The organism is Pseudooceanicola sp. (genome assembly GCF_029213205.1).
Lineage (GTDB): Bacteria > Pseudomonadota > Alphaproteobacteria > Rhodobacterales > Rhodobacteraceae > Pseudooceanicola.
Genome location: NZ_JARGNH010000012.1, coordinates 15,675 through 34,253, shown reverse-complemented (window position 1 = coordinate 34,253; position 18,579 = coordinate 15,675). Strand labels below are relative to the sequence as shown.

The 18,579-nt window shown below is 63.4% G+C and carries 16 protein-coding genes; 8 read left to right on the top strand and 8 right to left on the bottom strand.

Going from position 1 to position 18,579, the window contains the following annotated elements; translation table 11 throughout:
* Position 1 precedes the first annotated feature (1 nt).
* The 3 genes from P1U48_RS10680 to P1U48_RS10670 form a co-directional block, all read right to left on the bottom strand.
* Positions 2-2,122: an acetate--CoA ligase family protein gene (locus P1U48_RS10680; RefSeq protein ID WP_301068969.1), complete on the bottom strand. Its 2,121-nt coding sequence runs from the start codon at positions 2,120-2,122 to the stop codon at positions 2-4.
* Between the two features lie 260 nt (positions 2,123-2,382).
* The gene (locus tag P1U48_RS10675; RefSeq protein WP_301068968.1) at positions 2,383-3,258 is read right to left on the bottom strand and encodes an enoyl-CoA hydratase-related protein; all 876 of its coding nucleotides are present in this window, start codon (positions 3,256-3,258) and stop codon (positions 2,383-2,385) included.
* Between the two features lie 430 nt (positions 3,259-3,688).
* Positions 3,689-4,825, bottom strand: coding sequence for an MFS transporter (locus P1U48_RS10670; RefSeq protein WP_301068967.1), 1,137 nt, complete (start codon positions 4,823-4,825; stop codon positions 3,689-3,691).
* Positions 4,826-5,317: 492 nt separating this feature from the next.
* Between P1U48_RS10670 and P1U48_RS10665 the strand changes: the two genes are divergently transcribed.
* The 4 genes from P1U48_RS10665 to P1U48_RS10650 all read left to right on the top strand — a co-directional run bounded on the left by P1U48_RS10665 (position 5,318) and on the right by P1U48_RS10650 (position 9,111).
* A complete protein-coding gene (locus P1U48_RS10665) occupies positions 5,318-6,538 on the top strand; it encodes an HlyD family efflux transporter periplasmic adaptor subunit (RefSeq protein ID WP_301068966.1) in 1,221 nt (406 codons plus the stop codon).
* Complete coding sequence (locus P1U48_RS10660; RefSeq protein ID WP_301068965.1) at positions 6,535-7,707, top strand: FtsX-like permease family protein; 1,173 nt, start codon at positions 6,535-6,537, stop codon at positions 7,705-7,707. The genes P1U48_RS10665 and P1U48_RS10660 overlap by 4 nt, the downstream gene beginning before the upstream one ends.
* Positions 7,708-7,709: 2 nt before the next feature.
* Positions 7,710-8,411 carry an ATP-binding cassette domain-containing protein gene (locus P1U48_RS10655; RefSeq protein ID WP_301068964.1) on the top strand — a complete coding sequence of 234 codons (702 nt, stop codon included), beginning with the start codon at positions 7,710-7,712 and terminating at the stop codon, positions 8,409-8,411.
* A 289-nt stretch (positions 8,412-8,700) separates the two neighbouring features.
* Positions 8,701-9,111 (top strand): group III truncated hemoglobin, encoded by a 411-nt coding sequence (locus P1U48_RS10650; RefSeq protein ID WP_301068963.1) that lies wholly within the window; start codon positions 8,701-8,703, stop codon positions 9,109-9,111.
* 208 nt (positions 9,112-9,319) lie between these two features.
* Here P1U48_RS10650 and P1U48_RS10645 read toward each other — a convergent pair whose 3' ends face one another.
* The 5 genes from P1U48_RS10645 to P1U48_RS10625 form a co-directional block, all read right to left on the bottom strand.
* Entirely contained in the window at positions 9,320-9,499 is a 180-nt protein-coding gene (locus tag P1U48_RS10645; protein WP_301068962.1) for a hypothetical protein, read from the bottom strand.
* Positions 9,500-9,561: 62 nt separating this feature from the next.
* Positions 9,562-9,723: a hypothetical protein gene (locus P1U48_RS10640; protein WP_301068961.1), complete on the bottom strand. Its 162-nt coding sequence runs from the start codon at positions 9,721-9,723 to the stop codon at positions 9,562-9,564.
* Between the two features lie 64 nt (positions 9,724-9,787).
* Entirely contained in the window at positions 9,788-10,465 is a 678-nt protein-coding gene (locus P1U48_RS10635) for an ABC transporter ATP-binding protein (RefSeq protein ID WP_301068960.1), read from the bottom strand.
* Positions 10,462-11,667 (bottom strand): ABC transporter permease, encoded by a 1,206-nt coding sequence (locus P1U48_RS10630; RefSeq protein WP_301068959.1) that lies wholly within the window; start codon positions 11,665-11,667, stop codon positions 10,462-10,464. The genes P1U48_RS10635 and P1U48_RS10630 overlap by 4 nt, the downstream gene beginning before the upstream one ends.
* The gene (locus P1U48_RS10625) at positions 11,667-12,836 is read right to left on the bottom strand and encodes an efflux RND transporter periplasmic adaptor subunit (RefSeq protein ID WP_301068957.1); all 1,170 of its coding nucleotides are present in this window, start codon (positions 12,834-12,836) and stop codon (positions 11,667-11,669) included. Before P1U48_RS10625 ends, P1U48_RS10630 begins: the two co-directional genes overlap by 1 nt.
* Positions 12,837-13,043: 207 nt before the next feature.
* Between P1U48_RS10625 and P1U48_RS10620 the strand changes: the two genes are divergently transcribed.
* From P1U48_RS10620 to P1U48_RS10605, 4 genes are all read left to right on the top strand, one after another.
* Complete coding sequence (locus P1U48_RS10620) at positions 13,044-13,988, top strand: J domain-containing protein (protein WP_301068956.1); 945 nt, start codon at positions 13,044-13,046, stop codon at positions 13,986-13,988.
* Entirely contained in the window at positions 13,985-14,314 is a 330-nt protein-coding gene (locus tag P1U48_RS10615; RefSeq protein ID WP_301068955.1) for a chaperone modulator CbpM, read from the top strand. The genes P1U48_RS10620 and P1U48_RS10615 overlap by 4 nt, the downstream gene beginning before the upstream one ends.
* 369 nt (positions 14,315-14,683) lie before the next feature.
* Positions 14,684-16,432: an ABC transporter substrate-binding protein gene (locus P1U48_RS10610; protein WP_301068954.1), complete on the top strand. Its 1,749-nt coding sequence runs from the start codon at positions 14,684-14,686 to the stop codon at positions 16,430-16,432.
* A gap of 488 nt (positions 16,433-16,920) precedes the next feature.
* On the top strand, positions 16,921-18,483 hold the full coding sequence (locus P1U48_RS10605; protein WP_301068953.1) for an ABC transporter substrate-binding protein: 1,563 nt from the start codon (positions 16,921-16,923) through the stop codon (positions 18,481-18,483).
* The last annotated feature ends 96 nt before the right edge of the window (positions 18,484-18,579 follow it).

Below are 18,579 nucleotides of genomic sequence, written 5' to 3'. Positions count from 1 at the left end.
CTCAGCCCTCCATCAGAATCCGGGCGTCAACGCCCGTGCAGCCCTGCCCCGCGACACGGACCAGCACCGGATTCACGTCCAGCTCGGCAAAGCCCTCACCAAGATCGGCCGCCAGCCAGCTGACCCGCGACACCGCATCAGCCAGCGCCGCGACGTCCAGGGCAGGCGCGCCACGATAACCAGCGAGCAGCGGCGCGACCTTGAGGCCCGTCAGCATCGCCGTCGCCTCGGCCGGTGTGACCGGTGCGCGTGCCATCGCCACGTCCTTGAGCAGTTCGATCACAACACCGCCCGCACCCACCATGACCATCGGGCCGAATTGCGGATCGTTGGTCGCGCCGATGAACATCTCGAACGCGCCTGAGACCATCTCCTGCACCAGGAACCCGTCGATCTTTGCGTCCGGATGGCTTTTTGCCAGCCGCGCTTGCATTGACGCGATCGCCTCGGACACCTCCTCCGGCCCCGCCAGGTTCAGTGCCACGCCGCCCGCGTCCGATTTGTGCACGATGTCGGGCGAGACGACCTTGACCACCAGCGGCCCGTCCATCATCCCAGCCGTCAGCGCACCCTCGCCCGCCTCGGCGACCACCTCACCCCGGTTGACCGGCACGCCGTAAGCGGCCAGCAGGGTCTTCGCCGCCGCCTCGTCCAGCGCCCCGGAGAGACCTTCGGGCGCCTTGCCGGGCGAGCCGCTGCTTGCCGGGTTTCGCGGGCTGCTGGCCAGCATCGTGCGATAGCCCTCGGCCACCCGGATCGCCTCGTCGATCGACTCCAGATAGATCATCCCCCGCGCGCGCAGGTCGGCCCGCGCCTTGTCACCCGCCTGTCCAGGCTGGACCACGATCAGGCAGGGCTTGCGCGCACCGCCCTCGGCCGCAATTTCCATGCCGTCGCAGATGCCCATGCAGATCTTGGCGACATCGGGCGAGGTCGTGATCGGCGCGATCACGAGTCCGGTGCCACTGTCCTTCATCAGCGCCTGCGTGCATTTGTTCGAATTGGCGGTCGAGCCGCCGAACTTGGCCGCGCCCATGTCCATCGGATTGACCCGGGTGAGGTGAGAATCAAACAGCTCCTCCATCGCCGCTGCCGTGCCATCATCGAACGCGGCCATCGGCAGACCCGCATCGGCCAGACGGTCGGCAGTGATCGCGCCGCCGCCGCCCGAAGTGGTCAGGATCGCCACATCGCTGCGCGCCGGAGTGGCGAAGGTGGTCAGCGATGCGGCCAGCATGATCATCGCATCGGCATCGTCCAGCAGGACCACGCCGGTCTCGCGGCAAGCGGTGGCGAAGGCATCGTAGCTGCCCGCCAGGCTCGCGGTATGCGAGAACGCGGCCGCCGCGCCAAAGTCGGTGCGCCCGGCCTTCACCGCGAGGATAGGCTTGCCCGCGGCCCGCGCCCGCGCCGCCATTTCGAGGAACCGAGGACCGTCCTTGAGCCCCTCGACATAGGTGCAGATCACCCCCGTCGCCGGATCGTCGATCAGGAATTCGAGGAAATCGCACAGTTCCATGTCGGCCTGGTTGCCGATCGAGAAGCAATGCGAGAACCCCACCCCCCGGGTCTGTGCCCGGTCAAAGATCGTGGCCATCAGCGCGCCCGACTGGCTGACGATGCCGATCCGCCCCTCGGGCAGCTTGTCGACGAACAGCGCGGGGGACGAACACAACGCCAGCTTGTTGGCCGGGCTGATGATGCCCAGGCAGTTCGGCCCGATGAGCCGCATCCCGGCGGCGCGTGCGATCTCGACGATCTCGCGCTCCAGCGCCGCGCCCTCTTCGCCCGAGTCCGAGAACTTGGCGGTAATGATGACCGCCGCCCGCGTTCCGGCGGCGGCACATTCCTGGACCGCTGCCTTCACGTGATCGCGCGGCACCGCCATGACCGCAAGGTCGGGCGCCGTCGGCGTGTCGCCGATGGCGGCGTAGCACTGGATGCCCAGAAGGCTCTCTCGCTTAGGATTGATCGGATAGATCACGCCCGGAAACTTGTGCTGGACCAGCAGGGTATAGAGCCGTCCACCGAATTTCGTCAGGTCCTCCGACGCCCCGATCACGGCGACCGAGCCCGGTGCAAGTATCCCGCCGATTCCGGCCGGGCGGTTCATATCTGTCATGGATTGTCCTCCTCAAGCGCCCCCTTGGGGGGCATTATGGTACTGTAGCGCAGCCCTGGACCCAGCGCCCAACCTCGCACCCGCCCCCCGCCGACCGGCAGCGGATCACCTGATCGGCAGCGTCGCGATGGCGTCCCGCGTGAAGGCGGGCAGATCGAAGGTCGGCGATGATCCGGGCCGCGTCCATGCCCACCGCCCGCTGGCCTGTCGCCAGATACAGTGCCCGGTGCGCCGCCTGTGTCGTCATCGCGTTTTCTCCCTTACGCCTTGTCCGGATTCATCCGGCGAAACCGTTCCATCGCCACCTCGACCATCGGCATCCGCTTGACCCCGGTATCCATCGGCCGCGGAATGGCATAGTCGGGATCCATCTGCGCCGTGCGTCGGGTGATATAGGTCGCGTTCGAGGCCTGGATATGCGCCGAGAACCCCTGCGCGTCCTGGGCATTGTTGATCGCCAGCTTTGTCATCCGCATGTCGAACGGATCATTGGCTGCGACGTCGCGGGCATAGGCCATGACCTCGTCCATCAACTGGTCGTTCGGCACCACCCGATTGACGAAGCCGAGGTCGCACGCTTCGGCCGCCGAGATGAAGCGGCTCTGGAACAGGATCTCCTTCGCCTTGCGCGGGTGGATGTCGTAGGGGATCGAGAAATACTGGAACGCCGACCCCAGCAGCATGGTGTCCTCGGCCGCGAAGATCACGTCGCAGACGGACGCCATCTGCCAGCCACCATAGATGACATAGCCGTGGATTGCGCAGATCATCGGCTTTGGCGCATTCCGCCAGCGCAGGTGGTTGTCGAGGTACAGCCGCCATTGCCGGTTGAACTGGCCACGCACGCCCTCCTCAAGCGGAAAGTTCTCGCGATGCGCCATTTCCTCGTCCGAGCCGATATCGTGCCCGGCCGAGAAATGCTTGCCCGCGCCGCACAGCACCACAACATTGACCTCACGGTCACCCATCGCCGCGTCGATGGCGTGGTCCAGCTCTTCCAGCATCGCGGTGCTTTGTACGTTCACCGACTTGGGTCGGTTCAGGGTGATGACCGCGATCTTGTCGGTCACCTGCGAGGTGATGTGGATATAGCCCCCTGCGGGCGGGTCGAACCGGACGTGTTCAAAGCTGCTCATGATTGGGACCTTATCGCTACAATTTGTCGAAACACGGCAACGCGGGCCGTGCCTTCTGATCATGGGCAGGGCCGGACAACGAGGCTAGGCCGATGCTCCTGATTTTCCGAATGTGTTGGACGGGGCAGGCGCGCCGCTCCATCGGTGGCATGGCTCACCCGGGAGAGCGCGCCGCATTCTCTTCGTTCAGGGCGCGCAACACGCGGGCAAGACAACTGCCCGGGTGGGCCGCCACAGCCCCCAGGTTCCGGAACGACAGCGGGAAGCGGATGTATCCCGTCACCGCCAGGCGGATGATCTCTGGCGAGGTCCTGAAATAGCGGAAGCGACGGTGCTTCTTGGTCTTGGGCGCAGGCGGCAGAACCGCCCCTTCCGCCTCAAGCCGGCATGGCCTGACAGTGCCATCAGATACTGCTGGGCAGCGAGGCCCTCACGCCTTCGGGTCGGGGATGTTCAGCCTCAGGCTCCCCAGCGACATCGCCAGCCCAACGAAGACAAAAGCCCCGGTGATCCCCGACACCGTCACGATCGCGGCAAAGCCGATCGGCATGACGAATTGCGTCAGGCGGTTTGCTGTCAGCCGCACCCCGAGGACCTCGCCTGTCTTGTCCGGCGGCGACAGGTTGACGGTCGTGCTGATTGACAGCGGCTGCCCCAGACCGAGCCCCAGCCCCATGGCGAGCGAAATCAGAGTCAGCGCGACAAGGCCTTCGGTGAAGGGCAGAAAGACGAAGAAGATGCCGCTGATCAGGATCGAACCGATGATCGTCGGACTCTTGCCGAAGCGGCGCACCAGCGGGATCTGGAAAACGCGCATGATCACCCCACCCCCGTTGTGGATGCCGATGATGATCCCGATCCAGGCGGGCGAGATGCCGCGAACGTCAGCGAAGACGGGGAAGTAGGCGACGTAGAAATCCTTGCCCAACAGCACCAGGGAGCTGATGAGGAACGCGCGCGCCATATAAGGATGATAGCCAAGAACCCGCGTCGCGCTCATTCGTTGCCGGGGCGCTTGCGCCACAGCGGGGTTCGGGGCGCTGGTGCGCACGAAGGGCATGACCAGCAAGCCGATCAGCAGCAGCGGCGCGACCAACAGCATTGCCCAATCGAATCCGAGGTGCTGACCTACGAACCCGGTGTAGAAGGGCCCCGCGAAACTGCCAAGCGCGGCCCCTTGGCTGAAGACAGCGATGCGCCGTTCCCGAACCATCGGGTCAGGGTGATCGCCCGCGGTCTTCTGCGCGGCCAGCATATGGAAAGTCAAACCGCAGCCGACCAACATCTGGGAGGCATAGAGCATGAACCGGCCCGAAATCATCCAGGGCAACGTCAGCCCGATCGCAGTGATGACCAGGCTGAGGTAGAGGACCTGCCTCGTGCCGTGGCGATCCATGAAATTGCCCGCAGGCACCGTAAGGAAAAGCGGGAATAGCGAAAAGAGAGCAACCAGCACGCCGATCTCGGCCGGGGACATACCGATCTCGATGGCATAGAGCGACACGGTCGGACGCGAGCCAAACGTCGCGGCGGTGACCAGTGCGGCAATGCAAACGAAGAGCGGCACACGACGTTCTGGCCGAGGCGTTGTGACAGGAGTTTCGGAAGGCGTTTTCAGACTCTTTCCAAGGTTTGAGCGGCGCAGACACCACGCCGTTGGGCGAACGCCGAACGGATACTGAAGACCGCGAGAAATCGCGAATCACGCACATTATGTAGCTTCAATGACGCGCTTGTCCCATAGCGTTTCCTGCCAATACAACGCAAGGATCGCACCTTCCAGCCATGTGTCAAACGCCCGGGGAAAGGATTGTGCGATCATGCAAGGAACGTTGCGGGCGCTGGCGGATCGGACCTTTCGGAGCGCCGGGCGATGGGCCATGATGCAATGAATGAACCGCGGGATGGCTCGTGCGAGTCCGCCCTCTATCGGCACAGATATCTTGCTTGGGTCCGACGCCCCGGCAGGTCAGAAAAGTGCTGAAATGGCGCGCCCACGTCAGAGCCTGGTATTTTTTCAGTTCGCTTGGCGCTTCGGCGTCCAATAAAGGCCCCTCGAATGACACGCCCAGCCGAAACCGAATTGCCACTGCTTGTCGATGCGCCGTCTGGGGATGTTTCAGGCCGTGGCCGCCGCATGCGCAAGCGCTACCTCCTGGTGCTGCTGATCCCGGTCTTTATGTTCACAGGCGCGGTCATCGGTCTCTATTTCCAACCGCCCGCCTTGCAGAAATTTTATGCGCTGACAGGCCTGCAACCCGGTGGCGGATCGGGCACGCCGATCGCGCTGCCTCCCGACATCGACCTGCCGCAGGACATGGTCGAGACGATGCTTCCGACAGATGTGGTTGGCCTGGCTCGGGTGATGCCCCGGGGCGATGTGGCCCTGGTCGCCGCGCCTTACGGCGCAGGTGATGCGCGTGTCGCGGAAATCCTTGTCGCCGTCGGGGAACGGGTCGCGCGTGGCGCATCCCTCGCCTATCTCGACAACCGCGCGGCGCTGGAAAGCGCTGTGTTCCTGGCGCAGGCCAATCTCGCCGTGCGACGGGCGACCTATCTGCAGACGCGCAGCGCCGTGCAGGCCAGCAGGGATGAATCACAATCCACGCTGGACCAGGCCCGCAGCACCTATAGCGAAGCGCAGGCAACCCTCGCCCGCACCGAAGAGCTTGTCGCCCGCGGCGTTTCGACCAGCGTCACGCTCGACAGCGCCCGCACCGCGGCGCAGGAGGCGGCGCTTGCGGTCACCCGCGCAGAAGCCACGCTTGCCCGGTTCTCGTCCACTGAGATCGACGATCAGGCTGATGTGGTGGTCGCGGCCCGCAACGTCGAGGCTGCCGAGGCCGAACTCGCGCGGGTAAAGCTCGATCTGGCCCGCGGCATCATTGTCGCGCCGATCGCCGGGACGATCCTCGACATTCACGCCACACCCGGACAACGCCCCCCTTCCGACGGAGTCATGGAGATGGGGGACATCAGTCAGATGACCGCCGAGGTGGAAGTCTACCAGGACCGGATCGCCACGGTTCAGCCCGGCCAACCGGTAGAGCTTGTCGCCAGCGCCATCGGGCGCACCCTGCACGGAACAATCGAAAGCATCGGTTTGACGGTCGGACGGCAAGGGCTGATGTCGGATGACGTGGCCGCGAATACCGATGCCCGGGTGATCAAGGTCGTGGTCGCGCTTGATGCAGAATCCTCACAGATCGCCTCGCGCTTCACCAACCTCGAAGTCATTGCCAGGATCGACACCAGCCTGGGCGGGCGGGCGGCCCAATGAGTCGCCTTCTCGCGCGGCTATTGGGCCGATTGCCAATCGGTTGGCTGCAACTTGTTCACCAGCGCGGGCGGTTCGCCGCGGCATTGTCGGGCGTGGCCTTTGCGAATGTTCTGGTCTTCGTCCAGATTGGACTCATGAGCTCGATGGGCGCCTCGACGCTGCGCCCCTACGAATTCTTTCAGGGTGACATCCTGATCTCTGCCGCTGACGCCAACACATTGACAGACGGCGGCAACGTCGCCCGGCAATGGTTGCTTCAGGCGCTTGCCGATCCGGATGTCGTGGATGGCATGGGGGTGTTCGTGGCGATGGTGCCATGGGACCGGGGCGAAACCGACATCAGCCTGACGACCTTCGGCATCGACCCGTTCCGCACCAATTTCCTGGCACCCGAAATCGCCGCCGACGTCGACGTGCTGCAGCTCAAGGACGCGGCCATCCTCGACCGGCTGGCCCGCGGGCTCACCCGCGAGGAGGCCGCCGCGATCCGACTGCAGACGCCGCTCTCCTTCGAAACCCAGGGCCGGACCCTGACCGCCTACGACACCTTCGCCGGGGGCGGAGGCTTCGGCGGGGACGGCTATCTCCTGGTCTCTGATCAGACCTTTCTATCGCTGTTTCCCGCGCGCAGCTCTGGCGCCCCGGATCACATCCTGTTGCAGCTTCGCCCCGGGGCAGAGCCCGACGCGGTGGCGGATCGTCTGAAACTTCTGATCGCGGACTCGACGCTGCGCATTCGCAGCTATGCCGATGCGATGGACGAAGAGGTGCGATTTCAACAGACCCAGCGCCCCACCGGCGTCATCTTCGGCTTTGGCGTGCTGATCGGCGTCCTCGTGGGGATCGTCATCGTCTTTCAGGTCCTGTCCGCCGATGTCGCCGATCATTTGCGGGAATATGCGACATTCAAGGCCATGGGCTATGGCCAGGGTTTCTTTCTTGGCGTCGTCATCGAAGAGGCTGTCATCCTCGGCGTGCTCGGCTTCATCCCCGGTGTCATCGCCGGTTGGGGCATCCTGACGCTGATGGCCACGGTGACGACCTTGCCCCTGTTCATCTCCTTTGAGATGGCAGTCATCGTCTTCGTTGGCACCGTCGTGTTTTCAGCCTTGTCCGGAATGATCGCCACCCGGCGGCTGGCGGCGGCCGACCCGGCGGATCTGTTTTGAAGATGGAGGATGTTGATATCTCCATTCAGACCAGCGCCCTGAACCACTATTTCGGAACCGGCGAGGCGCGCAAACAGGCGTTGTTCGATATCGATTTGCAGATCGAACGGGGCAGTTTCATCGTGATGGTCGGCCCCTCGGGCTCTGGCAAGACCACGCTGTTGACCCTGCTGGGCTGCCTTCGCGAAATCCAGGAAGGATCCGTCACTCTGCTGGGCCAGGAGCTGCGCAACGCCACAGCGGCGCAGAACGTCAGGATGCGGCGGCGCCTTGGGTTCATCTTTCAGGCCCATAACCTTCACCAAAGCCTCACGGCGCAGCAGAATGTGCTGATGGGGCTGCAGGTGAAAGGGCACTTGAACCAGGCGTTGTCTGACAAGGCCGCCGCCCATGTTCTGAGCCTTCTCGGACTTGCGGAGCGGCTGGATTATCTCCCGGCAAACCTGTCGGGGGGACAAAAGCAGCGCGTGGCGATTGGCCGGGCCCTGGTCGGCAACCCCGACGTCGTGCTGGCGGACGAACCGACCGCCGCGCTTGACTGGGAAACCGCCGCCAAGGTGGTCGACCTGTTGAAACAGTTGGGGCAGGCCCGCGGCACCACCACAATGATGGTGACGCATGACAATCGCATCCTTGATCGCGCAGACCGCATCCTGACGTTGGAAGATGGCCGACTTGTCGGGGACGAAGACCGGCGGAGCTAGCGCGCCCGGCCTCCGATGAAGGGCGCGCGGTCAGGGAGTGTGCGAAATGCGGCCTCGGCCGGGCTTGCCAGGATGGCATTGCCGTTGACCTGCGGCCCCCCTCGATCAAACCAACCCGCACAGGCCGCAATCGGTGGCGGCGGCCTGGCGCATCAGGTCTGACACCCGCCATCATATTGGTATTTACTATACCTATTCATCGGCATAGGATCGAGTATCGGCAGGAACCAACGAGACCGCCATGACGACTCCAGACATGTCCCCTCAGATTGACTCCGCCAGGCCGGAGATGACAGCGACCATCATGGCTGAGACCGGCCTTGACGAAGCGGTGCTGCGCAAACTCGTGCACGGATTCTATGACAAGGTCCGTCGCGACCCGATGCTCGGCCCGATCTTTGCCGCCCGCATCGTCGATTGGGGGCCGCATCTGGAGCGCATGGTTGCCTTCTGGTCCTCGGTCGCGCTGATGACCGGGCGCTACCACGGTCGTCCAGTGCCGGCGCATACCCCGCTTCCAATCGGCCCGATGCATTTTGAGCGCTGGCTGACCCTGTTCCGAGAGACCGCAGGTGAAATCTGCACGGAGGCGGGTGCCGCGCATGTCATCAAACGGGCCGAACGCATCGCACGCTCTCTGCTCATCGCGGTTGAAGAAGCCCAGGCGGCCCCCGACGCCATCCCCGCGCTTCGCTTGTGAGGGGGCCGGTTCCTTTGTCTGACGGACTGAAATGGACTTGATCCATGACAGCGCCTTCTCCTCTTAACTGACCACTGAAGGTCGCGGCAGCTGTTGCGCTGTGTTCGGCCTGAGATGTCCACCACCCGCTTAGGGTGAAAAATTCAGACCTCAGGCCGATCCCTGCCGCCACTTTCCCTGAGAGCCGGTTTTGCCGATCCGGCGATCCTCACCCTTTCAGCGGTCCGAGCAGCCCGAGTTCGGTCGCCAGGATCTGCAACGCGAGGTATTTCGATTTGATGCGGCACTGCGACAGGCCCCCGGCAATGAACCACAGCGCCAGAGAGTGATAGCGTTTGCGCCAGCTGTCGCCGATCCGGGGCCAGCGCTCGGCCACCAGCGTGTCCACGCCAATCGCATTCAGCCGCGCCGCAGGCGCGTCATGCCCGGCACGACAAACATGATGACGACTCAGGGCAGCACCGCGACAGCGATCCGGGCAATGGGAACGCCCAGCAGCGGCGCCATCCCCTCCTTGTCCGATATCTGTTCGAGAATGCCGCACAGATAGAACAGGTTCATTCCATAGGGCGGGGTCGCATATCGCGCGGCCCGCGCGATCAACATCAGCACGCCGAACCGGGGGCAGGTTTCGAAACGCAACCTGGCAGAGCAACGGCAGAGCCAGGCAACGGGGTCAGCCCGTTACCACCCCGTCCCCCACCACGACCTGCCGCCGACACAAGCTGGCGATCTTTTCGTCATGGGTCGAGATCAGAAAGGTGGTGCCTTCCTCGCGGTTGATCTGTCCGATCAGCTCCATCACCTGTATCGCCGAAGCACGGTCGAGGTTGCCGGTCGGCTCATCCGCCAGCACCAGTTCGGGGCCGTTCATCAGGGCGCGGGCCACGGCGACACGCTGCTTCTGCCCGCCGGACAGCTTGGCGGTGGGAAAGTCGATCCGGTCGGCCAGCCCCATCCGCACCAGGAGGTCGCGCCCCCGCGTGCGGGCGGCCGGCGTCTCGCGTCCCTCGCGCACGGCCGTCGGAAAGATCACATTTTCCAGCGCGGTGAAGTCCGGCAGCAGGTTGTGAAACTGGAACACAAAGCCGATGTGGAGGTTGCGAAAATTCGTCAGCGCCGCGTCATCGGCGGCAATCATATCCTGGCCCAGCATCACATAGCTGCCGGTCGTCGGCTTCATCAAGGTGCCGAGGATCGTCAACAGCGTGCTCTTGCCCGACCCCGAAGGCCCGAGGAGAGCGGCCATTTCACCGGCTTCCAGATCAAGGGTCAGGCCGCGCAACACCCGTGTTGCCGCCTCTCCGGTCCCATAGGTCTTGACCAGATCGCGAACTTGCAGAAGCGTGCTCATTGGCCGATCGCCGTGACGGGGTCGACGCGGGCGGCCGACCGGGCGGGCAGGATCGAGGCCAGGATCGCGCCAATCACCGTCAGGGTGATGGCCAGACCGTAAGAGCCCTGGGTGATATCCATCGGCAGGGTGCCCGGCCTGAACGCATCACGCGACGGAAACGGCAAGAGCGCAAGGTAGCCCAGCGCCGCGCCCATGACCCCGCCCATCAACCCGATCAGCGCGCCTTGCGCGACAAAGACGAAAATGACGAAGCCGCGCCCGGCGCCCATGGCCCGCATGATCCCGATCTCAGGACGGCGGCGGTAGGTGGACAGCAAAAGCGCCGAGGCAACGCCGATCACGATGGTGATCAGCGCAAAGGTTTTCAGGAAATACCCGGTCTGCGCCTGGGCATCCAGCGCCTCCATCAACTGTTCCGCCCCCTCGGTCCAAGGCACCGCATCAAGACCGGTCAGGGCCCGGATCCGCAGCGCGGTTTCATCCGCGGCATTCAGATCGTTCAGCTTGATCTCGATCTTGGTCACCCCCTGCGGCATGGCGAACAGGGTGCGCGCGGTCGACAGGCTGACAAAGGCGCGGGCATTGTCCATTGCGCCATTTCCGGTCTTGAAGATGCCGCTGAGCGTCAGCGCCGCGGTAACCCCGTTGGAGCTTTGCAGCCGCAGCGTCTGCCCCAGCGACAGATTCAAATCGTCAGCGAGGGCGCGGCCCACCACGACCAGACCCGACCCAAGCCGCACCTTGCCCTCGACCATATAGCCGTCCAGGTCGAGGATCGCGGATTCGCGCCCCGGTTCCATCCCGGTGACGCTGACCTGGGCAACCTGCGCCCCACGGGTCAGAAACCCGGCGCCGGCGATCTGCGGCGAGACGGCCCGAACCCCGGACACCGCCTGGATCAGGGGCAGCCAGGTGGCCGCCTCTGCCAGGGTTGCGGTGCGGGTTCGACCGCGTTCAGCCACCACCAGCACATGGCCCTCGGGTGAGATCAGCAGCGCCGGGTCCTCGGTCTCGGCTTCGATGGTGATGTGCGAGAGGTCGCCCACGGTGCGCGACAGGATGAATTCGGCCAGCCCCCCGATCAGCGCCGACATGAAGATGAAGATGAACACACCCACTGCGACGCCCGTCACCAATAGCGCCGTCTGGGCCTTGTTCGCCGTCAGGTAACGGGTCGCGATCTTCAAGGCATAGAGCATCAGGGCTGATCCACGACGACCGCCTGACCATCGGCGATGTCGGTCGCATCGATGATCACCGCCTCGCCCTCAGCCAGACCGGATGTCACGATCAGACGGGCAGCGGGCCAATCCACCACCGTCACCGGGCGCAGGTCTGCCACGCCGTCGACCACCACGAAGACGCTCGCCACATCCGCATTCGCCAGCAAGGCCGTGCGTGGCACGCTCAGTGCCGCAGCGCGCTGGTCCACAATAATATTCGTCGCGACGGTCAAGCCGACCGGTGCGACAACCGGGGAGTCAAAACTGATCTTGATGGCCAGCCCGCCGGTGGCCTCATCCACCCGATTTGAAACATAGCTGACATGACCCGTCTGCGTCCCGGTTTCCCCTGCCAGCTGCAGCACCGCCTGCTGACCTGCGGCAATCTGCGTCGCATAGGCCTCGTCCACATCCGCTTCGACCAACAGGTCGCTCAGATCGGTCAAGGTCAGCAGCCGGGTCGACGGGCCAACGATCTGTCCCGCCTCGGCCTCGATCTCAAGAATGGTGCCGGCGACCGGGGCGCGGATGGTGAATGTCTCAAGCGTGATCCGCGCCTGTTCCAGGACGGCAGTCAGGCGCGCAACCTCCTGGGTGGCCGATTGGACAGCGTAGGCGTCGGCCTCCAGCACCGCCTTTGCCACATTGGCGCCGAGGGCGCGCGCGCGCTCGTAAGCTTCCGACGCCTGCTGTTTCACCACAAGCGCCGCATCCAGCGCCGCCATGGCCTGCCGGACAAGGGCATTCTGTGCCGCGGCATCGATCTGCGCGAGGACCTGATCGGCTTCGACCAGCTCGCCCTCGACCACCGGAATCGCCACCAGCCGCCCCGTCACCGCCGATGTGACATCAACCGAACGGACGGCGGCGATTCGGCCATTGACGGCCAGCACACGGGTGACCGGGGCGGGGGCGGCGATTTCGACCGCGACCTGGGTTGGCTGTGCCATCCAGAACTGGGAATAGACGAAACCGGCAAGTGCCAGGCCGAGCAGCCCGACAGCCGCCCAGAGCCAGAGACGACGCTTTGCGACAGGCACGGGCGCGACCGGGCGCAGAGCCGGCACCCGCGGCGCGGCGATCGTATCCTCTCGCGGCGAAAGGCCGTCCCGATCGCCGGTCTGTTTGTCCTCAGCGGTGGTCAAGATGGTTCCTTTTCAGGTTTCGATCCGCATGCGCGGGGCGGCGACGCCGGTCGGACGACTGCTGGGTCTGTATAGGCCCCTATTGCCTTCCCGTTTTGACTTGAATCAGTGTCGAACCGGTGGTTGTCATGGCATGTCGAATTGGTTGATACCAGATCAGGGCGATTTCTGCCCCAATATGTTCTGGCTGTCGAAGAGGGAGCCTGGATGTCCAACGATCCATACGAAGTGCTTGGCCTGACCAAGGCCGCCACAGCTGACGACATCAAGAAAGCCTATCGCAAGCTGGTGCGCAGCAGTCATCCCGACCTGCACCCCGATGACGCCGGGGCCGAGGCGCGGTTCAAGGCGATCTCGGCGGCCTACGATATGCTGAAAGATCCCGAGACTCGCGCACGTTTCGATGCAGGAGAGATCGACAGCAGCGGCGCAGAGCGTCCGCAGCGCCAGTATTACCGCGATTTCGCTGAAAAACCTGACAATACCTACCAGCAGGGGCGCGGCTTCGGACCGGATGTCGATCCGGCCGACATCTTTGCCGAAATCCTGCGCAATCGCGCACGCTCATCCGGTGGCGATTTTGGCGACCGTGAGTATTCGGCCCGCGGCCCGGATGCACGATATACCCTTGAGGTGCCGTTCCTGGACGCCGCGCGCGGTGCCGAGACCCGGATCACCCTGCCGGACGGTCATAGCCTTGCGGTCAAGATCCCGCGGGGCACCGAGGATGGCCAGACGCTGCGGCTGCGCGGCAAGGGCGCGCCCGGCTTTGGCGGCGGCCCGGCCGGAGATGCGCTGATCACCGTTCTGGTGAAGCCCCACCCGGTGTTCCGCCGCGATGGCGACGACATCCAGCTGACAATGCCGATCACCATCGACGAGGCGGTTCTGGGTGGCAAGGTCACCGCACCGACCATCGACGGCCCGGTGGGCCTGACGATCCCCGCCGGGGCCAGTTCGGGCCGGGTGCTGCGCTTGCGGGGGCGCGGGGTCGCGCCTGCGGGACGCAAAACGAAGGGCGACCAGCTGGTTGAGCTGAAGATCGTGACCCCGCCCGCCCCGGACAAAGAACTGAGCGATTTCCTCGCCGAATGGCGCAAAACGCATAGCTTCGATCCGCGTGTCGATCTGATGAAGGGGGCCGGAACATGACGGACAGATTTTCCGAAGACGACGTCGTCACAACGGTGACGCGTCTGACCCGCGGCCAACTCGTGCGCTTTATCGAGGTCGAACTGGTCCGCCCGGAGCGTGACGGCAGCGGCTATGTCTTTCGCAGCGTGGATATCGCGCGGCTGGAGCTTTTGTGCGACCTCTCCCAGGACCTCGACCTGGACGAGACCGGACTCGACATCGTGGTCTCGCTCATCGATCAATTGCACGCCGCGCGACAGGATCTCGTAACCATGGCGCAGGCGATAGACACCTTGCCAGCCGACCTGAAGGCCCGAGTCATGGCCGAGCTCAAACGGGCCTGAACCGTCTGTTCGGCCCCACCTCCCAGCCCTGACGCTGCGCCCTGCGCTGCCTTCTGAGGGCACAGGTCCCGCGGCATTAGCCTTCACGCGCGACCGCGGCGCCTCTTCGCCCCCCCCTGACATCCCGCTGTCCGGTTTTGCCGTCCGGTCCGGCTAGCCGTCTGGCCGCGCTCACGCATATGTCAAACACCTATCTGTCAAAAAATCGATGGCCCAACACCTATCTGGCAAATCCCCCCGGCAGCGCGACGCTGAAGAAATAACCTCCCTAAATCTCACCATTGGCCCGATCTCCAAATCCAACGATTCGCGTGGTTGGGCCGGTTTGGGCCGATTCGGAGGACAGCGTCGGCGCCTTTGAGACGATCGTTGCTTCGCAGGAGCGCGAAGACGACGTGGTTAGGATGCGGGGTCGCCGAACAGCGATCCGCGCGCAAAGTGGGAAGAAACTCGAAACAAGGCAGTCACCGCATCGCGAGATTGCGCACTGTCGCACAAAGGCCGGCGAGCAGGGCATCAGGCCTGCTCAGGATCCGGCTGAAAGGGAGGATAATCATGACGACCAAGATAAATACTCATCGTCGGCTCACCCGCCGCGAGATGATGGCCCTGACCGGGGCCGCAGGTGGCGCGGCTGCCCTTTTGGGAGCGATGCCCGCCAATGCGCAGGTTAAAGGTGGGATCTTGAAAGTTTCGCATTACGCGAACCCCACGTCACTTGATCCGCATACCAGCCGTGCGGCAACGGATTCCACAGTCCTGTGGAACATCTACGACACCTTGATCCGCCCCACCCCCGACCTGAAGCCGGCCCCCGGTCTGGCCGAAAGCTGGAAATGGGAAGACGGCAAGACGCTGGTCCTGCATCTGCGCCCCGGCGTGAAATTCCACGACGGCACCGATTTCGATGCCGCTGCGGTGGCCCACAACATCGACTTTGCCAAGCACGACCCGCGCACGCGTGTGTCGAATCTGCTGGAAACGGTCCGTGAGGTCGAGATCCGCGATCCCCTCACCGCCGTTCTCAAACTGAACACCCCTGACGTGGCGCTGCTGATGGCGCTGACCGAGCGGGTCGGGATGATGGCGTCGCCGACGGCGCGCGCGGAGCGTGGCGAGGATCACGACCGCAACCCCGCCGGTGCCGGCATGTTCAAGGTTGACGCCTGGAACGAGGCTTCGGATGTCGAAATGACCACCTTTGCCGACTATTGGGACAAGGAAAACCAATATCTTGACGGCATGGTGATCAGCATCATCGCGGACACCTCCACCGGGGTGCGCTCTGTCCTGTCCGGGCAGAACAATTTCATGCACACGGTACCAACCATTCAGGTCAAGAAGTTGCAGAACCAGCCGGGTCTGGAAATGTATGTCGGCTCGCAGCTGTATTTCCACAAGCTCTACTTCAACCTGTCCGAAAAACGTGGCGGCCCGCTGATGGACCAGAGAGTCCGCCAGGCGATCAACTATGCCGTCTCAAAGGATGCCTTCAATCAGGTGATCTGTTCGGGACTGGGCGAGATTGCCAACATGTGCGTTCCCAAGGGATCGCCCGGCTATGACGAAGAAGCCGCCAGCCGATATTCTTATGACCCGGAAAAGGCCAAGGCTCTGCTGGCCGAGGCGGGTTATGCCGATGGTTGCGATCTTACATTCTGCTTCTACGCCAACCCGCCGGGGCAACAGCGGATGGAGGTGGTGTCCTCGATGCTGACCGCAGTCGGGTTCAACCTCAACTTCAAGTCCGGCTCACTGGCGCAGATGGGCAAGGACTGGAACGACGGTGCCGGTGATGTCTTCATGTCCGGATGGACGGGACGTCCCGATCCGGCACTGTCGATGAATCTGCTGTATCACAAGTCTTCGTACTACGTGAAAGGCGACGCAGAGCCTTCGACAGAGTTCACCGCGATGCTCGAAGCCTGCCGGTCCACCGTCGATCCGGATGAGCGCGAAGAAGTCATGCGGAAAACGGCCCGGATGGAGCGTGAGATCGCTATGGAACTGCCTTTGGTGTTCCAGCCGCAGGTCATGATTTACCGTTCGAATGTGAAGGGTTGGAAGCCGAACATTATCGGCAAACCACGCTTTAACGGCGTTTGGATCGAATCCTGATTTTCGCGACAAAACCGCGAAACCTGTGATAGCATAAAAATCGTCTAGGCGGCCGCAAAGCCGCCGCCTAGACCTGCCGCGCGCGACCGGGACTTGTCCGGCATCAGGCGCCGGTGCTCTGGCATTCAGTGTCGACCAGGATCTGGTGCGGCAGCGGTAGGGGTGAGTCCGAGGGCCCCCTCACCATGGTTCTGTGATGTCCTGCGCGAAAGTTCTTTCGTCAAATCAGGTCACATAGCGTCGCATAATATAAAAACGAATACCGGATTCGACGCTCCAACCTGCCCGCTACAATCCCGGCAGCAAGGATCGCGACAAGTGAAACCGGTTCGCTATCAAGATCCCGAGCTTGCCGACTCAGCAAGTAACGTAGGGGCGACTTTAGTAGGGCGACTGTCACCGCATCGCGAGATTGCGCGCTGTCATACAAGGGCCGACGAGACGGGCACCAGCCTCACTCAAAGAACCGGCTGAAAGGGAGGAAAAACATGACAACCAAGACAAATATCCGACGCGGGCTTACCCGTCGCGAGATGATGGCCCTGACCGGGGCCGCAGGGGGCACCGCTGCCCTGTTGGGCGCATTACCGGCACATGCCCAGGCCAAGGGTGGGATCCTGCGGTTTGCGCATTACGCCAACCCTTCGTCGCTTGATCCGCATACCAGCCGGACGTCCACGGATTCCAATGTGTTGTGGAACATCTACGACACGCTGATCCGCCCGACAGCGGACCTCGGCCCGGCGCCGGGCCTGGCGGAAAGCTGGGAATGGGAAGACGAAAAGACCCTCGTGCTGAACCTGCGCAAAGGTGTGAAATTCCAGGACGGCACCGATTTCGACGCCGCCGCAGTGGTGCATAACATCGACTTTGCCAAGCATGACCCGCGCACCCGGGTGTCCAACTTGCTTGAGACCGTGCGCGAAGCCGAAGCGCGCGATTCCCATACAGCAGTGCTGCATCTGTTCACCCCTGACGTGGCGCTGCTGATGGCGCTGACCGAACGGGTCGGGATGATGGCATCGCCAACCGCGCGCAAAGAGCGCGGCGAAGATCACGACCGCCACCCCGCCGGCGCCGGCATGTTCAAGGTTGACGCCTGGAACGAGGCTTCGGATGTCGAATTGAGCGCCTTTGCCGACTATTGGGACAAGGAAAACCAATATCTCGACGGCATGGTGGTCAGCATCATCGCGGATACCTCGACCGGGGTGCGCTCTGTCCTGTCCGGGCAGAACAATTTCATGCACCAGGTGCCAACGCTTCAGGTCAAGCAGTTGCAGAACCAGCCGGATCTGGAACTGTATGTCGGCCCACAGCTGTATTTCCACAAGCTCTACTTCAACCTGTCCGAAAAGCGTGGCGGCCCGTTGATGGATAAACGGGTGCGGCAGGCGATCAACTATGCCGTCAACAAGGATGCCTTCAATCAGGTGATCTGTTCCGGTCTGGGCGAAATCGCCAATATGTGCGTCCCCGAAGGGTCGCCCGGTTACGACGCCGAGGCCGCATCGCGCTATTCCTACGATCCCGAAAAAGCCAAGGCACTGCTGGCCGAAGCCGGTTATGCCGATGGTTGCGATCTGGTGTTCTGCTTTTACGCCAACCCGCCGGGTCAACAGCGGATGGAGGTGGTGTCCTCGATGCTGACCGCTGTCGGGTTCAACCTCACCTTCAAATCCGGATCCGTGCCGCAGATGGGCAAGGATTGGAATGACGGCGCAGGCGACGTGTTCATGTCGGCCTGGACCGGTCGCCCCGACCCGGCGCTGTCGATGAACCTGCTGTATCACAAGACGTCCTATTACGTGAAAGGCGATGCCGAACCGTCCAAGGAATTCACGGCGATGCTGGAAGCGACACGTTCGACCGTCGATCCGGCCGAACGCGAAGAGGTGATGCGCAAGACCGCGCGGATGGAGCGTGAACTGGCGATGGAACTGCCCTTGGTGTTCCAGCCACAGATCGTTCTCCACCGCCCGAACGTGAAAGGGTGGAGGCCGAATATCATCGGCAAGCCGCGCTTTAACGGTGTTTGGATGGACTCCTGAGTTTCGCGCCAAAACCGCGAAACCAGTGATCAACTAAAAAACGTCGAGGCGGCCCACAATGGTGCCGCCTCGACCCGACGCCAGGCTCGGATGCCC

Bases quoted from the DNA above. Each gene is read 5' to 3' on its own strand.
- P1U48_RS10675 (WP_301068968.1), bottom strand. From the start codon at position 3,258: ATGAGCAGCTTTGAACACGTCCGGTTCGACCCGCCCGCAGGGGGCTAT.
- P1U48_RS10635 (WP_301068960.1), bottom strand. From the start codon at position 10,465: ATGAGCACGCTTCTGCAAGTTCGCGATCTGGTCAAGACCTATGGGACC.
- P1U48_RS10630 (WP_301068959.1), bottom strand. From the start codon at position 11,667: ATGCTCTATGCCTTGAAGATCGCGACCCGTTACCTGACGGCGAACAAG.
- P1U48_RS10680 (WP_301068969.1), bottom strand. From the start codon at position 2,122: ATGACAGATATGAACCGCCCGGCCGGAATCGGCGGGATACTTGCACCG.
- P1U48_RS10615 (WP_301068955.1), top strand. From the start codon at position 13,985: ATGACGGACAGATTTTCCGAAGACGACGTCGTCACAACGGTGACGCGT.
- P1U48_RS10660 (WP_301068965.1), top strand. From the start codon at position 6,535: ATGAGTCGCCTTCTCGCGCGGCTATTGGGCCGATTGCCAATCGGTTGG.
- P1U48_RS10655 (WP_301068964.1), top strand. From the start codon at position 7,710: ATGGAGGATGTTGATATCTCCATTCAGACCAGCGCCCTGAACCACTAT.
- P1U48_RS10605 (WP_301068953.1), top strand. From the start codon at position 16,921: ATGACAACCAAGACAAATATCCGACGCGGGCTTACCCGTCGCGAGATG.
- P1U48_RS10665 (WP_301068966.1), top strand. From the start codon at position 5,318: ATGACACGCCCAGCCGAAACCGAATTGCCACTGCTTGTCGATGCGCCG.
- P1U48_RS10650 (WP_301068963.1), top strand. From the start codon at position 8,701: ATGACAGCGACCATCATGGCTGAGACCGGCCTTGACGAAGCGGTGCTG.
- P1U48_RS10620 (WP_301068956.1), top strand. From the start codon at position 13,044: ATGTCCAACGATCCATACGAAGTGCTTGGCCTGACCAAGGCCGCCACA.